Annotated in this window: 10 protein-coding genes; all 10 read left to right on the top strand. The window is 49.4% G+C overall.

Annotated elements, in window-relative coordinates; genetic code table 11:
• The 10 genes from PBN151_RS00540 (at position 1) to PBN151_RS00495 (ending at position 14,973) form a co-directional block, all read left to right on the top strand.
• Positions 1-891: a carbohydrate ABC transporter permease gene (locus PBN151_RS00540; RefSeq protein WP_021254471.1), complete on the top strand. Its 891-nt coding sequence runs from the start codon at positions 1-3 to the stop codon at positions 889-891.
• 16 nt (positions 892-907) lie between these two features.
• Complete coding sequence (locus tag PBN151_RS00535) at positions 908-3,019, top strand: YIP1 family protein (RefSeq protein ID WP_083544746.1); 2,112 nt, start codon at positions 908-910, stop codon at positions 3,017-3,019.
• A gap of 4 nt (positions 3,020-3,023) precedes the next feature.
• Positions 3,024-5,672, top strand: coding sequence for a DUF5696 domain-containing protein (locus PBN151_RS00530; RefSeq protein WP_139295246.1), 2,649 nt, complete (start codon positions 3,024-3,026; stop codon positions 5,670-5,672).
• On the top strand, positions 5,669-6,583 hold the full coding sequence (locus PBN151_RS00525) for a carbohydrate ABC transporter permease (protein WP_227774241.1): 915 nt from the start codon (positions 5,669-5,671) through the stop codon (positions 6,581-6,583). Before PBN151_RS00530 ends, PBN151_RS00525 begins: the two co-directional genes overlap by 4 nt.
• Before the next feature lie 16 nt (positions 6,584-6,599).
• Positions 6,600-7,580, top strand: coding sequence for a carbohydrate ABC transporter permease (locus PBN151_RS00520; RefSeq protein ID WP_083544744.1), 981 nt, complete (start codon positions 6,600-6,602; stop codon positions 7,578-7,580).
• A 110-nt stretch (positions 7,581-7,690) separates the two neighbouring features.
• Positions 7,691-9,187, top strand: a complete 1,497-nt coding sequence (locus PBN151_RS00515; protein WP_227774239.1) for an ADP-ribosylglycohydrolase family protein — start codon at positions 7,691-7,693, stop codon at positions 9,185-9,187.
• Between the two features lie 676 nt (positions 9,188-9,863).
• Positions 9,864-11,609, top strand: coding sequence for a biosynthetic-type acetolactate synthase large subunit (gene ilvB / locus PBN151_RS00510; protein ID WP_072727237.1), 1,746 nt, complete (start codon positions 9,864-9,866; stop codon positions 11,607-11,609).
• Positions 11,606-12,106, top strand: coding sequence for an acetolactate synthase small subunit (gene ilvN / locus PBN151_RS00505; protein WP_021262092.1), 501 nt, complete (start codon positions 11,606-11,608; stop codon positions 12,104-12,106). The genes ilvB and ilvN overlap by 4 nt, the downstream gene beginning before the upstream one ends.
• A 185-nt stretch (positions 12,107-12,291) precedes the next feature.
• Complete coding sequence (gene ilvC, locus PBN151_RS00500) at positions 12,292-13,284, top strand: ketol-acid reductoisomerase (RefSeq protein WP_072727236.1); 993 nt, start codon at positions 12,292-12,294, stop codon at positions 13,282-13,284.
• Between the two features lie 138 nt (positions 13,285-13,422).
• Positions 13,423-14,973, top strand: coding sequence for a 2-isopropylmalate synthase (locus PBN151_RS00495; protein WP_021254480.1), 1,551 nt, complete (start codon positions 13,423-13,425; stop codon positions 14,971-14,973).
• Positions 14,974-15,213: the final 240 nt, after the last annotated feature.

Below are 15,213 nucleotides of genomic sequence, written 5' to 3'. Positions count from 1 at the left end.
ATGGGACGTATATTTCGATGGAGACTGCGTATCGGACGCAAGGTGAATCGTTCTCGTACCGGTGATGTGTTTCTGTTCTTATTCTTGAGCTGCATCGGTGTTTTTATGGCGATGCCGCTTGTGTTCGTCATCAATAATGCGTTCAAGCCAATCAATGAAATTTTGCAATTTCCACCTAACTTCTTTGTTCGCAACCCTACGTTCAATAACTTCGCGGATTTATTTCATCTCATGTCGGGCACATGGGTGCCCTTTTCCAGATACATTTTCAATACGCTGTTCATCGCATTTGTCGGTACTGCGCTTCATGTCATTATTGCCTCACTGGCGGCATACCCGCTTGCGAAGAAGAAGTTCCCCGGAAAGGGGATTCTGTTCACGGTTGTCGTCTTGTCCTTGATGTTCTCTGCGACCGTAACGCAAATTACGAACTACATGACGATGTCATGGCTTGGTTTGGTTGATACGTATTGGGCCATTATTTTGCCGGCGGTTGGCTCCTCGCTCGGCTTGTACTTAATGAAGCAGTTCATGGAGCAGGTGCCGGATGCGCTGCTGGAAGCAGCTCAGCTGGACGGATGCTCGGAGTGGAGAATCTTCTGGAGCATTGTCATGCCAATCGTGAAGCCGGCATGGCTGACTTTGATTATTTTCTCATTCCAAGGATTGTGGAATGTAGGGGGAGCCGGCGGGGCCGGTTCACTGTTCCTGTACAGTGAGACGCTCAAGACATTGGATTATGCATTCAGCCAAATCTTAGCGGGAGGCATTATCCGTACAGGGCCATCAATGGCAGCAACGCTCATTCTCATCTCTGTTCCAATCTCGATCTTCATCATTACACAGAGCAATGTACTGCAGACGATGTCGACGTCCGGCATGAAAGAGTAAGCCAAGGAGGGAGCGTATGTTATTATATCAACCCAACCAAACATTGCCGTTCCGCCTTGCTCAGGCGGGATATCGAATCGTGCTTGCCTTCGTCATCTGCGCCATGCTGGGAATTTCTCTGTTCGATGCCATAGCATCTGCGGCTCCCTATGAAGGCTATAACTATGGATATGACGGCAAGCCGATCAAGGCGCCGCTTCCATATGAACCGTCGCGGAGCTGGACGGGTGAAGCGCTTGGCGTTGGCGCATTGAATTCGCCGGAGGATATGACTATTGGCCCTGATGGGACGATGTATGTTCTCGATACAGGGAATAACCGATTGATCGCGTTGAGCGATAAGCTGAAGCCCAAGTGGGTTGTAAGCAAGTTTACAAACCAGGGGACAACGGATACGTTCGAACGCCCGCAAGGCCTATTCGTGACGGAAGACAATCGCATCTATGTGGCGGATACCGGCAAGGCGAGAATCGTGGAGCTGACACCAGAGGGGAATTTCGTACGTGCGCTGGGAACGCCGAAGTCGGACATGATACGGGCGGATCTGCAATATGTTCCGATTAAGCTGGTCGTTGACCGAACGAAACGATTTTATGTCGTGAGCAAGGGCGTATTTGACGGCATTATGGAATTGTCGCCTGAAGGGGAATTCAATGGGTTTATTGGCGTGAACCCAGTTCTGTATAACCCGATCGAGCTGTTCTGGAAGCAGTTTGCGACGAAGGAGCAGCGCAAGCAGATGGCACTGTTCATCCCAGTCGAGTTCAATAATATATCACTGGATGATGAAGGCTTCATGTACGTAACCACTGCCGATGAGATGTCTACCGAGCCCGTTCGCCGCCTGAACCCTTCTGGGGTGGATGTATTGAAGCGCAAGGGCTACGAAAAGCCGATGGGGGATCTGTACTTCAGCAACAGCGCCACAATGGGCGGATTCTCCACTTTAATTGCGGTTACTGCTGATAAGTTTGGCATGTATAGTGTGCTCGATAATAAGCGCGGCCGCATTTTTACGTATGACAAGGAAGGCAAGCTGCTGTACATCTTCGGGCAGAATGGCGATAAGTTTGGCCAATTCAAGGCTCCAATTGACTTGGAGATGTCAGGGGATAAGGTGCTTATTCTTGATAAAGGATCGAATCAGATTATTGTGTTCGAGCCAACTCGTTATGGACGCGTACTGCGCAAGGCGGTTGAATTGACGGAGGTTGGCAATGAGGAAGAAGCCGAGGCCGCGTGGGAAGAAGCATTGAAGCTGAACAATAACTTGGATATGGCGCATGTTGGCCTTGGCAAGGCGAAGCTGCGGGCTGGCGAATCTGAGGAGGCCATCCATGAATTTCGCCAGGGGATGCGCCCAGACTATTACTCGCGTGCATTCAAGAGTTATCGCAAGCAGTTGATCTGGGATCAATTCGGACTCATCGCAACCTTGTGCATTGTGCTCGTTGTTGGCCTGATTATGGGAAATCAGATGTTGAAGGGCAGACTTGCTTCTGAACCAGGTAAGATTCGATTTGCTTGGAAGCTGATGTTTAGGCCATTCAAGTCCTTCTGGGAATTGAAATATGAACAGGCAGGTCATTGGGGCTTTTCCCTGCTCTTGCTTCTCATCTTCATCATTTTATCGGTTATTAAGCGGCAATTTACCGGGTTTATTATTTTTCAGAGCTTGGAGACACAGTTCAGTATATGGATGGAAGTCCAGGTTGCCGTCATTCCATTCTTCCTCTGGTGTATTGCGAATTGGTCATTGACTACGTTAATGGATGGAGAGGGCAAGTTCAAGGAGATTGTAACAGCAACGGGCTACGCGCTTATGCCGTTAATTGTCATGCAAATTCCACTATTGATTCTATCCAACATCATGACGCAAGAGGAAACCTCGTTCTACTACTTGCTAGAATCGATCAGCTATATATGGTGCGCCCTGCTCTTGTTCGTCGGCATGCTGACAGTGCATCAATATACGGCATCGAAGACAGTTGTCACGATGGGCCTGACCTTCGTCGTTATCGGGATCATCCTGTTCCTCGGTCTGTTAGCATTCAGCTTGGGGCAGCAAATGATAATGTTCGTATCCACCGTATATCAAGAAATCTCATTCCGGATCGGAGAGGGGTGACGACTTGAAAATCTCATTACGCAAGTCTCGTGATTCTGGAACTGTCGCACCCACACGGCGACGGAAGTGGAAATGGAGAACCATAGGCATAGCTGGGGCGATTATGGCTGTGCTGCTGCTCCTGTTCGTTCTGTTCCAACCGAGAAGCCTGCCGCGCACGGGAGATGCAGCGATGCCGGACTTCGGTGTATCCATATCGCTAGGAGCGATCAAGGGAACGGTTGCGCTGGCATCAAGTACCCAGTTATCTGCAGCCCGACAACAGGTAGCTACCATGGAACGAGTGGCAGCAACAGATGTCCTGGAATTGTACGTGAACAAAAGCACGGCAGAAGCTGCTGTCATTGATCTTCGAAGTGCTGCGGTGTGGTGGACGAATCCACAGGATCGAGAACAAGACGGAATGGCCAGCCCGTTAATCAAGGGCAAGCTTGGCGCCCAACTGTCACTTACCTACTTAATGCCGAATGGACAGACGAAGGATTATGACAGCTTCAATGACAGTGTTGTCCATAAGACCTTCACCATCCAATCGGAGTCGGACGGCATGACCGTCGTCTATGAATTTGGTAATCCGGAACGCGGCGCAGAAGCGATTCCACTCAAGATTAGCAAGCAGCGGCTGGAAGAGAAAATATTGAATAAGCTCGACCAGAAGGATCGGAATCAGATGTTGACCCGCTTCCGTCTCAATGAGGATACGGGGATCTATGAACGTAGAGAGATTCCGAAGTCAGCGCTCAAGAAAGTGCTTGATCTGATTGAGAAGGCTGGATATACCGAAGAGGATCTGAAGTCCGACAATGAGCAGAACGGTGTAATTGAAGGAGAGGGCGGAGGCAGTGCATCCTTTACGGTGCCGCTTCGCTACAAGCTTGATGAGGAGCACCTGCTGGTGAGTGTGGATGCCTCGGCAATCAAGGCGCAGCCCCCATACCGGCTGCATACCCTCGATGTTCTATCCTCCTTCGGTGCGGCAGGTAAGAAGGAGAATGGCTATTTGTTCGTGCCGGATGGTTCGGGCTCACTTATTCATTTCAATAATGGCAAGAACTACGCGCAAGGATTAGTCCTTCCTGTATATGGCGAGGATCCAAGCTTCTTCAAGACAGAGCAGTTGAATACGTATGAGACGGTTCGTATGCCTATTTACGGCATGAAGCGGGACACGAGCTCTTTTCTAGCGGTCATCGAGGACGGAGATGCGATGTCGACCCTTTATGCAGATGTCAGTGGAAGGCAGCATGAATATAACTGGATTGGCCCCCAGTTCACCGTATTGCCGAAGGACAAAGTGATGCTGAATGCCAGGGAGGAGCTTATTAAGACGCCTGCAGAGCCATACGCAGGACAGCTGCAAATTCGCTACATGTTCCAGAATCGCGAAGAGGCAGGATATTCGGGGATGGCGAATGCATACCGGGATTATTTAATGCGCAAATACCAGCTGAAGCCGCTGCGCGAACAGGCTGATAAGGCTGTTAAGCCAGCGGATGCGCCATTTTACGTAGAGGCGATCGGTTCGATTTCTAAAGTAAAGACCTTCTTGGGCGTTTCTTATGATTCGCCAGTGCCGCTCACCACATTCGATGAAGCCGGTCAGATGGTGGAGGAGCTTGCAACTAGGGGAGTCTCCAATGTTCAGATGAATTATGCCGGATGGATGAACGGAGGCATTCAGCATAAGCTGCCGAACAACGTGAAGGCGGTTCGTGAGCTGGGTGGAAGAGATGGACTGAACCGGCTGCGTGAACAGCTGCAGGCCCGAGGGGGAACCCTGTATCCGGAGTTCTCGCTTGGACGCGTATACAATGATGATGGGTGGAACGCAACCAAGGACAGCGTACAATCGCTTGGTCGAATCTCGCTGAAGTTTTTCCGATTCAATGCAGCTAATTTCAAGAAAAATTACGAAGCATTCTCCCATTCATTATTGTCGCCAGCGTTGTATCCAACCGTCATGAGCCGTTACTTGGAGCATGCAGAGCTGCCAGCGGATGATGGTGTCTCTATTCAGGATTCAGGAAGCGAGATCTATTCCAACTTCAATCTGAATGAACCCATATTGCGTCAGAAGTCGATTGCCTTCGTCAGCAAGGCGCTGAAGCAAGCGGCGGATCGGGGCAAGGTCATGCTGCAAGGCGGCAATGCGTATGTGCTTCCTTATGCGAGCCAGATTATCCGCGCACCGATGCAGAGCAACAGATTTCAGATAACGGACGAGATGATTCCTTTCTATTCGATGGTTATGCATGGCTTGATTCCTTATGCAGGTGAAGCATTTAACGGAGTGGAGAATCAGGATGTGAACAGGCGGATGCTGCAAGCGGTAGAGACAGGTTCTAACGTATTCTTCAGCTGGCTTGCAGCGAGTACAGAACAGCTCCGCGATACGATGTGGGATGACTTCTTCGCCGCAGAGTATTCGCAATGGCTCGACGAAGCAGCTTCTGCGTACCGGCAGCTGAATGAGCTGCACCATAAGGCTGGAGATGCATTCATGATCAAGCATGAGCGCCTGGCGGATGAGGTAGTGCAGACAACTTACAGCAATGGTGTGCGCGTCATCGTCAACTACAGCAATGCGCCTGTTCAGGTAGGCGGGGCGGCAGTGGAAGCGGCCAACTATCGCATAGAGGAGGGGAGCAAGTGAAGCTGTCGATTAGAAAACGAAGAAGACCCTCGCTTGAACGAAAGAAGGCGATGTTTGGCTGGCTTTTTATCGCACCATGGTTGATCGGATTTTTGCTTCTCATGGCTGTCCCGCTCGTACGATCGCTGCTCTTCAGCATAAGCCATTTGAGTCTGACAGAGACGGGCTACAAGCTGTCATCTGTTGGATTTGAGAATTATACAAAAGCATTCACCGTTGATCCCAACTTCAATCGGCTCTTGATTGAAGCGACAATGAACATGCTTGCGAATGTGCCGCTAATTATCTTTTTTAGCTTATTTTCAGCAGTGCTGCTCTCTCAGAAGTTCCGCGGGAGAATGCTTGCCCGTGCAATCTTCTTCCTGCCGGTCGTACTTGCATCCGGTGTTATTCAGGGCATAGACAGCTCGAACTATCTTGCCCAGATGCTAGGGGATGTTGTATCAGGCGTAGAGGGCAATTTCTCAGGACTTCGCAGTATGGGACTGCGTTCTTTGCTGATAGAGATGGGGATGAGCGGCGATATTGTATTTTATCTGACTAGCGCTGTTGATCGCATCTATTACATTGTAGCGGCGTCGGGTGTGCAGATATTGATATTTTTAGCTGGGCTGCAGTCCATATCGCCTTCCTTGTATGAGGCTTCCAAGATTGAAGGAGCAACGGGCTATGAAGCATTTTGGAAGATTACATTCCCGATGATGTCGCCGCTTATTTTGACAAATACGGTCTATACGGTCGTAGATTCGTTCACGAATAATGGAGTTACAGGTTATATTCATCGGATGGCGTTTAGGGAGAATAACTTTGGCTTAAGCTCAGCAATGTCTTGGGCATATTTCTTTATCGTATCTATTATGCTCGGAGCGTGTGTCTACTTTATTTCCAAACGTGTCTTCTATTATGACTGAGAAAGGGGAGAGAAGCATGTCATCTACCGCAAGACAAAAGGCAGACGCAATAGGTCGACGTATGGAACGATGGAATGCGGAAGTTCGTCCCCTTGACCAGTTGAAGAAGTGGCTGTGGATTTGTGCGCGAACCTTGCTTATCGTTGGGATCTGCTACATCATCCTGTACCCGCTCATTACGAAGCTGTCCATGGCGATTCGGGATCGGATGGATTTGTTTGATACGACGATCGTATGGATTCCGCGTCATTTTACATGGGACAATTTCAAGACGGCATTTGATATGCTGGAATATCCCGCCGCGTTCTGGAATTCCGCGATGCTGAGTCTAGGGACTTCCGTTCTGCAAATGGTCTCCTGCGCCTTAGCCGGATACGGCTTCGCGCGGCTGAAATTTAGGGGAAGGGGGATTCTGTTCACGTTAGTAGTGTTCACGATTGTCATCCCGCCGCAGACCATTATGATCCCGACGTATTTGAATTATCGATTCTTCGATATATTTGGTCTCTATGAGCTGTTCACAGGCAAGAAAGGGGTTAACTTGCTGGAAAGCTATTGGCCGTTCTTTATTTCCTCTACATTAGCAATGGGGATGAAAAACGGGCTGTTCATTTTTATTTTCCGTCAATTTTTCCGCGGCCTGCCGAAGGAGTTAGAGGAAGCCGCTTATGTGGATGGAACAGGGGTTCTCGGTACGTTCTGGAGAGTCATTATTCCGAATACCGTGCCGGCAATCGTAACGGTGCTGCTGTTCTCTATCGTCTGGCAGTGGAATGACAACTACTATGTCTCTCTATATATGAATTATACGCAGGTGCTGTCCTCGACGCTTGCCAGCATGCCAGGGGCATTAGGGCGGATTACGACAGATCCTTCCTATATTTCGCAGCTTATGAATACAGGAGCACTGCTTGTCATGATGCCAATGATCATTTTGTATGTATTTGCCCAGAAGTATTTTGTTGAGAGTGTTGAGCGTACGGGGCTTGTCGGATAGTATTACAAACCATACCTTTTCCGCAGCACGAGTAATGTGCATGCACGAGAAATGATGGGGTGTTTACTATATAATGGGATTACTGCCTTAGAAGAAGAGGAGATGGAGTTATGTGCAAAGGGAATATGCATATGCAGGCTGAGGAAATCCAGCACAATTGGGCGCATGGAAGCTGGAGCGAGCTGCTGCAGGCGGAATGGAAGCAGATGATCGAAGAAGGCAAGGAGACACAGGGCATTGCGGAAGCCTTAGAGGACTGGATCCATCATCATTCGCATGATGAGGAGGCTGCCGCAAAGCTGTATTGCGACATGTCCAATCGCCGCATTCGCAGCGATTTCCCCTTTACTGAGCCATCTGACTTGGAGAGCATCCGGGAGCTGAGACCTACGAACGCTCCATTTCGCTCAGAAGAGGAGCTCAAACGGGAATCGGCACTGCGGGATGACGAGTTCTGGCATGATCGTTTCCATGGGGCATGGGTTGGGCGCGCAATCGGCTGTGCGCTCGGCAAACCGTTAGAGGTGCCTCCATTTGTCGACGGAGCGGGTGGAATTCCGGGTTGGAAGTGGATTCGAACATGGCTTCAAGATGCCGATGCTTGGCCATTTCGGAATTACGTGCCGGGATATTCGCGTGCATCATCGATTGAGTTTCGTCCAGGTGAGAAATTGAGGATCTTCTTTCCAGACAGCCAGCTCGAGCAGATTCGCTTCATGGAGACGGATGACGATATGCGTTACGCGGTTCTTAGTCAGCTCTTAATGGAACGCCATGGATTGAAACTGAAGACGGAGCATGTCGCAGCGGTATGGCTGGAACGGCTCAGTCTAAAGCAGGTATTCACTGCTGAATGCATGACCTTCGTGAATTTAGAGCAGGAGCTGGCCGCCGTGCAGGACTGCAAGATGTCAGCTTCGAGTAATAAGCGGGAAGTAGACTGGGAACGAGTGCGTATGCACCTGAATCCCTACCGGGAATGGATTGGCGCCCAGATACGCGCGGATGTATACGGCTATTCTGCTCCTGGGCGACCGGAGTTAGCAGCAGAGCTGGCTTGGCACGATGCCTCCCTATCTCATGTGAAGAATGGTATTTATGGTTCCATGTTCGTAGCAGCAATGATCGCTGCGGCTTTCTATGAACCGGATCCTGAACGCATCGTTAAGGCGGGACTTGCTCAGATTCCAGACACGTCACGCCTGGCTGCTGATATCGCCCAAGCCATTGAGATTGGCAAGACGTCGAGGAGTGAAGAGGAAGTAGCAGAGCGAGTTTGGAATTCGTTCGGTCATTACTCGTGGGTACACACCAATAATAATGCTGCGCTCGTTGCCGCTTCGTTGATTTTTTCTAAAGGGGATTTCGCGCGCGGTGTAACAACGTCCGTGCTGGGTGGATTCGATACGGATTGCAATGGAGCGACAGTAGGTTCCATTTTAGGAGCTTCTATGGGACATCAGCAACTTCCCGCACATTTCGTGCAGCCATTGAACGATACTTTATATGCGGATGTCGAAGGGTTCCATCCTATTGATTTTACTGCGTTAGCGCATCGTTCCGTTGTATTGTTCCGGGGTATTGAAAACGCTTTAGTAGGGAAGTGAAAAGGCGTATATTACTATTGTTTTGTAAGTATAAGGTTCGGATATTAATTGTCCACTGAGCGAAAACAGGAACATTCATGCAAAAATAAGCAGTAATCCATAATGATTCACAAAACAAAAAAATAAAGAATGCCCTATTGACTCCTGGTAGGTGGAGGCATATAATGTTTCTAAACATTTGAAACATGTCACATAATACCAACGGCAATGAAGAGGACGAAGTAGTAAGGGCTCTTATGAACAGAGAGCGGTCGGAGGTTCTGCTGAAACCGACGCCTTAACCCCTTATATGCGAGCTCACCTCGGAGCTGTTCTCCTGAACAGATGATTAGGACGCTATATCGTTCTATCATGCGAGTAGGGAGAATCGTAGGGCGCGCGTTAGACGCTATAAGTATTCGTATATCTTATTTGCATGCGGATACTTGCTGAGATTTCATATCGCGAGATATGAAATGAATGCGGGTGGTACCACGGAAGCACAACCTTTCGTCCCTAATGCAGCAGTTTGCTGCGTGGGGATGGAAGGTTTTTTTGTATTTGCCGACTCTCTCATTTCTCATCTTCATGTGATGAGTTGGCATAGTATGTGCCTGGCCAGGCAAGACATATCTTCACAAATGTAACCTAGAGCCCGAGTATGGAAATGAGTAAATATGCGTAAGGAGGATGTCGAATGAGCTCACATCGTACGGCAATGAGGTCAAAAGAAGAATTAAGACAGAAATGGATGCAGCCTGAAGTCATTACAGGCTCGGATATTTTGCTTCGCAGCTTGTTGTTGGAAGGTGTGGAGTGTGTGTTCGGATATCCAGGCGGCGCGGTGCTCTATATTTATGACGCCATGCACGGCTGTGAGGATTTCCACCACGTTCTGACCCGGCACGAGCAAGGAGCGATTCATGCAGCGGACGGATATGCCCGTGCAAGCGGCAAGGTCGGTGTATGTATCGCAACATCGGGACCAGGCGCGACAAACCTGGTTACAGGAATTGCTACTGCCTATATGGATTCGGTTCCGCTCGTTGTTATTACAGGCAACGTAGCGACGACCTTGATTGGCACCGATGCATTCCAGGAAGCAGACATTACAGGCATCACCATGCCGATTACGAAGCATAGCTATCTGGTACGCGATGTGAAGGATCTGCCGCGTGTCATTCACGAGGCATTCCACATTGCGAACACAGGACGCAAGGGGCCGGTTCTCATCGATATTCCGAAGGATGTATCGGCGGCGAAGACGCTGTTCGAACCGGTATCAACTGTAAATATTCGCGGCTATAACCCTAACGTTCAGCCGAACAAATATCAAGTCGATAAAATGCTGAAAGCGATCGAAGAGTCGAAGTCACCTGTGATTCTCGCGGGAGCTGGAGTTATCCATTCTGGAGCGCATGAAGAACTGTATGAATTCGTGAGCAAGACACAAATTCCAGTAACGACAACGCTGCTGGGACTTGGCGGATTCCCAAGCGGTCATGATCTGTGGATGGGCATGCCTGGCATGCATGGAACCTATACAGCGAACAATGCGATTCAGCAGGCGGATTTGCTCATTAACATCGGGGCTCGCTTCGATGACCGAGTGACGATGAAGCTTGAAGGTTTCGCGCCACATGCGAAAATCGTCCATATCGATATCGATCCGGCAGAAATCGGCAAAAATGTCCCAACGGACATTCCGATTGTAGGCGATATTCGTACTACATTGGAACTAGCCAATAAGACAGCAGCACGTGCAAACCATGCGGATGAATGGCGCGCTCGCATCATGCAGATGAAGGCGGATAAACCGCTTCGATTCATCGATTCGGATGAAGAACTGAAGCCGCAATGGGTCATCCAGCTGATCAATGATACGACCAAAGGGGAAGCCATCGTTACGACAGATGTCGGACAACACCAGATGTGGTCAGCGCAATATTATCGCTTCAATCATCCGCGCTCCTGGATTACTTCTGGCGGCCTTGGAACGATGGGATTCGGATTCCCATCCGCAATCGGAGCACAAATGGCCTTCCCGGATCGTACCGTTGTATCGATCAATGGCGATGGCGGCATGCAAATGTGTGCGCAGGAACTTGCAATCTGTGCGATTAACAATATACCGGTCAAGGTAGCGATCATCAATAACCGCGTGCTGGGGATGGTTCGCCAGTGGCAAGAAATTATTTATGACAATCGCTACAGCCATATTGACCTTGCTGGAAGCCCAGACTTCGTGAAGCTCGCGGAAGCTTACGGGGTAAGAGGATTCCGCGCGACGAACAAAGAGGAAGCAGAACAGGCATGGCAGGAAGCACTGAATACACCGGGGCCAGCGGTTGTGGAATTCGTTGTTCGCAAGCACGAGAATGTGTACCCGATGGTAACGCAGGGCTGCACGATTGACCAAATGATAATGGGGGATTGTGAATGATGAACATAACCAAACATACCATTGCCGTCATCGTGAACGATCAGCCAGGTGTTCTGCAGCGTGTCTCCGGTCTATTTGGCCGCAGAGGATTCAACATTGAGAGTATTACTGTAGGTGCTTCTGAGGAGCAAGGTCTCTCCCGCATGGTCATTGTGACCACGGGAGATGACCATATGCTGGAGCAGATCGAGAAGCAGCTGTACAAGATCGTTGACGTGATCAAGGTACTCAACTTAAGCTCCCAGCCAATGGTTGCTCGTGAACTTGCACTCATTAAGGTGAAGGCTGAGCCACACGTACGTCCAGAGATTCTTGGCGTCGTGGAGACGTTCCGCGCTTCCATCGTCGACATTGGGCCAAGCACGCTTATGGTGCAGGTTGTCGGCGAATCGCAGAAGATCGAAGCGATGGTTCAATTGCTGGAGCCATACGGAATTCGTGAGGTTAGCCGCACAGGTGTTACAGCCTTGATTCGCGGTCAAGTAACAGATAAGTAAGGAATCGTTTGGAATTTTTGCTACACGTATGGATTGAATCGAATAACGGCCTTCGAATGAGGGGGTATCTCAGGGGACAAGCGGAAGCTGTAAGAGGCCCATGATTGTCACTTGATATACCCGCCTCATTCGGGGGAGATTACTACACACTATTTATATAGGAAGAAAGAGGAGGACTCATACTTATGCCAGTTACAATGTACTATGAAAATGACGCTGAATTTAACGTACTGCAAGGAAAAACGATCGCCGTTATCGGTTATGGAAGCCAAGGACATGCTCAAGCGCAAAACCTGCGTGACAGCGGTCTTCAAGTGGTAATCGGTCTTCGTGAAGGCAAATCTGCAGACAAAGCTCGTCAAGACGGCTTCGAAGTGTTGTCCGTTGGCGAAGCTACTTCCCGTGCTGATGTGGTTCAAATCTTGATGCCGGACGAAACGCAAGCATCTGTATACAAAAATGAAATCGAGCCGAACTTGAAAAAAGGCGCAGCCTTGATGTTCTCTCACGGCTTCAACGTACATTTCGGTCAAATCGTAGCACCGAAAGACAACGATGTATTGCTCGTAGCTCCTAAATCTCCAGGACATCTTGTACGCCGTACGTATGCAGAAGGCTTCGGCGTTCCAGGTCTTATCGCAATCGAGCAAGATGCAACTGGCAATGCAAAGGCAATCGGTCTTGCATACGCGAAGGGCATCGGCTGTACACGTGCAGGCGTTATCGAGACTTCCTTCAAGGAAGAAACAGAGACAGACTTGTTCGGTGAGCAGGCAGTATTGTGCGGCGGTGTAAGCGCACTGATCAAAGCAGGCTTCGAAACATTGGTAGAAGCAGGCTACGCTCCTGAAATGGCTTACTTCGAGTGCTTGCATGAGCTGAAGCTGATCGTTGACCTCATCTATGAAGGAGGCCTGGCTACAATGCGCGACTCCATCAGCAACACGGCTGAATACGGCGACTATGTTACAGGTCCTCGCATCGTAACCGAAGAGACGAAGAAGGCGATGAAGGAAGTATTGTCCGACATCCAACAAGGCAAGTTCGCACGCGACTTCATCTTGGAGAACCAAGCGAACCGTGCGTTCCTGACAGCAACTCGCCGCAACGAAGCAAACCATCCGATCGAAGTGGTTGGCGGTCAATTGCGTGAATTGATGCACTGGATCAAAAAATAAGAAGTAAAAAGTAAGCTTTAATCTCATATATATAGTTCAAAAAGTCCATACTGCAGCCTTTTCGGTGCTATTCATGGGCTTTTTGAACATAAACTGATACTTGTAAAGCTCCACAGACTACAGAAGGAGGTGCAGCCGGTGCGCAAAATTTATATTTTTGACACGACGCTTCGGGATGGAGAGCAGTCCCCTGGCGTGAACCTGAATACGAAGGAGAAGCTTGAAATCGCGCTTCAATTGGAGCGCCTAGGCGTCGACCGCATCGAAGCGGGATTCCCTGCGGCATCTCCTGGTGACTTGGCGGCCGTGAATGCAGTGGCGAAAGCGGTGAAGCAATCTACGATTGTCGGCCTGTCCCGTTCCCGTATTCCGGATATTGATGCAGCTTATGAAGCGCTGAAGGGTGCAGAGGATGCTTGCTTGCATCTCTTCCTTGCTTCTTCGCCAATTCATCGCAAGCATAAGCTCCGCATGGAGAAGGAGCAGGTACTTGAGACAGCTGAAGCAGCTATTCGCTATGCGAAGAAGTACTTCAGCAAAGTTGAGTTCTCTCCAGAGGACGCGGGCCGTACGGAGATCGACTTCTTATGCCAAATGACAGAGATGGCGATTAAAGCAGGCGCTACCGTTGTGAACATTCCGGATACGGTTGGATACTTGTCGCCGTATGAGTACGGAAATATATTCAAGACGCTGAAGGAGAATGTACCGGGAATTGAGACGATTCAGCTTAGTGCACATTGCCATGACGATTTGGGAATGGCGACTGCCAATGCGCTCGCTGCAATCTTGAACGGTGCAGATCAGATCGAAGGGACGATCAACGGTATTGGGGAGCGTGCAGGCAATACTGCAATTGAAGAGGTTGCGATGGCGCTTGATACGAGATCGAGCTTCTATGAGGCTAAGACTTCGCTCGTCTTGTCTGAGATTGCGCGTACGAGCCGACTCGTCAGCAAGCTGACAGGCATGCCGATCCCAGGCAACAAGGCGATCGTGGGCGCCAATGCCTTCGCGCATGAATCCGGCATTCATCAAGACGGCATGCTGAAGGAACGGTCAACGTATGAGATTATTACGCCAGAGACGATCGGACTTAAGGAAAGCAAACTCGTGCTTGGCAAGCATTCCGGCCGTCATGCCTTCCGTGAGAAGTTGATTGATCTTGGCTATGACTTGGATGAAGAACAGCTGAACGGAGCTTTCGCCAAGTTCAAGGAATTGGCAGATAAGAAGAAAGAAGTATCGGATGAGGACATCCGGGCCATTCTCGAGGAGAAACTGATCGATACGCCTGAGGTGTACTCGCTCGAGACGATATACGTCGCTTACGGGAACCAAGCAATTCCGGCTGCGAAAGTGCGTATCGTAACATGGGAAGGCAGTGTGCTTGAGGAAGAGTCGGAAGGCAATGGCTCTGTTGATGCGATTTATAAGGCAATCGACAAGGCTACGCAGGAAGATGTTGAGCTCGTTGACTATTCCATTAAGTCGGTCACGCACGGCAAGGATGCACTCGGTGAAGTGCATGTCGTTCTCGCACAAAATGAAATATCTGTGCTTGGCCGTGGTGTAAGTACAGATATACTCGAAGCGAGCGCACGTGCTTATGTCGATGCGCTCAATCGACTGATTGAGAAGCGCAAGCAAGGTACAGCCAGTCGTCGCGACAAGATCGGCCTCGTATAATGGACGACAGCTAATAAGCAAAGCTTCCACGACGGTTAAAACAAGTGGTATAAAGTATGCGATTAGTTAGCTATACTTTCCCGTGAAGCGACAAAAGACAAAAGTGTTTTTGTTATTGTAGAACAGAGAGAGTGCCTGATTGAAGGGCGCTCTCTTTTATTTTCGTAAAAATAGATTTTATCGTAGATTACTTGATGTAAATATGTTACATTAATAACAACATCATGTATATTACATAAG

Source organism: Paenibacillus sp. NAIST15-1 (assembly GCF_001894745.1).
Taxonomy (GTDB): domain Bacteria; phylum Bacillota; class Bacilli; order Paenibacillales; family Paenibacillaceae; genus Paenibacillus_B; species Paenibacillus_B suaedae.
The sequence above is the reverse complement of the archived record's forward strand: the minus strand, read 5'-3'. Positions and strand labels throughout refer to the sequence as shown.

Coding starts and splice junctions, on each gene's coding strand:
- PBN151_RS00540 (WP_021254471.1), top strand. CDS start 1: ATGGGACGTATATTTCGATGGAGACTGCGTATCGGACGCAAGGTGAAT.
- PBN151_RS00535 (WP_083544746.1), top strand. CDS start 908: ATGTTATTATATCAACCCAACCAAACATTGCCGTTCCGCCTTGCTCAG.
- PBN151_RS00520 (WP_083544744.1), top strand. CDS start 6,600: ATGTCATCTACCGCAAGACAAAAGGCAGACGCAATAGGTCGACGTATG.
- PBN151_RS00515 (WP_227774239.1), top strand. CDS start 7,691: ATGTGCAAAGGGAATATGCATATGCAGGCTGAGGAAATCCAGCACAAT.
- ilvB (WP_072727237.1), top strand. CDS start 9,864: ATGAGCTCACATCGTACGGCAATGAGGTCAAAAGAAGAATTAAGACAG.
- ilvN (WP_021262092.1), top strand. CDS start 11,606: ATGATGAACATAACCAAACATACCATTGCCGTCATCGTGAACGATCAG.
- ilvC (WP_072727236.1), top strand. CDS start 12,292: ATGCCAGTTACAATGTACTATGAAAATGACGCTGAATTTAACGTACTG.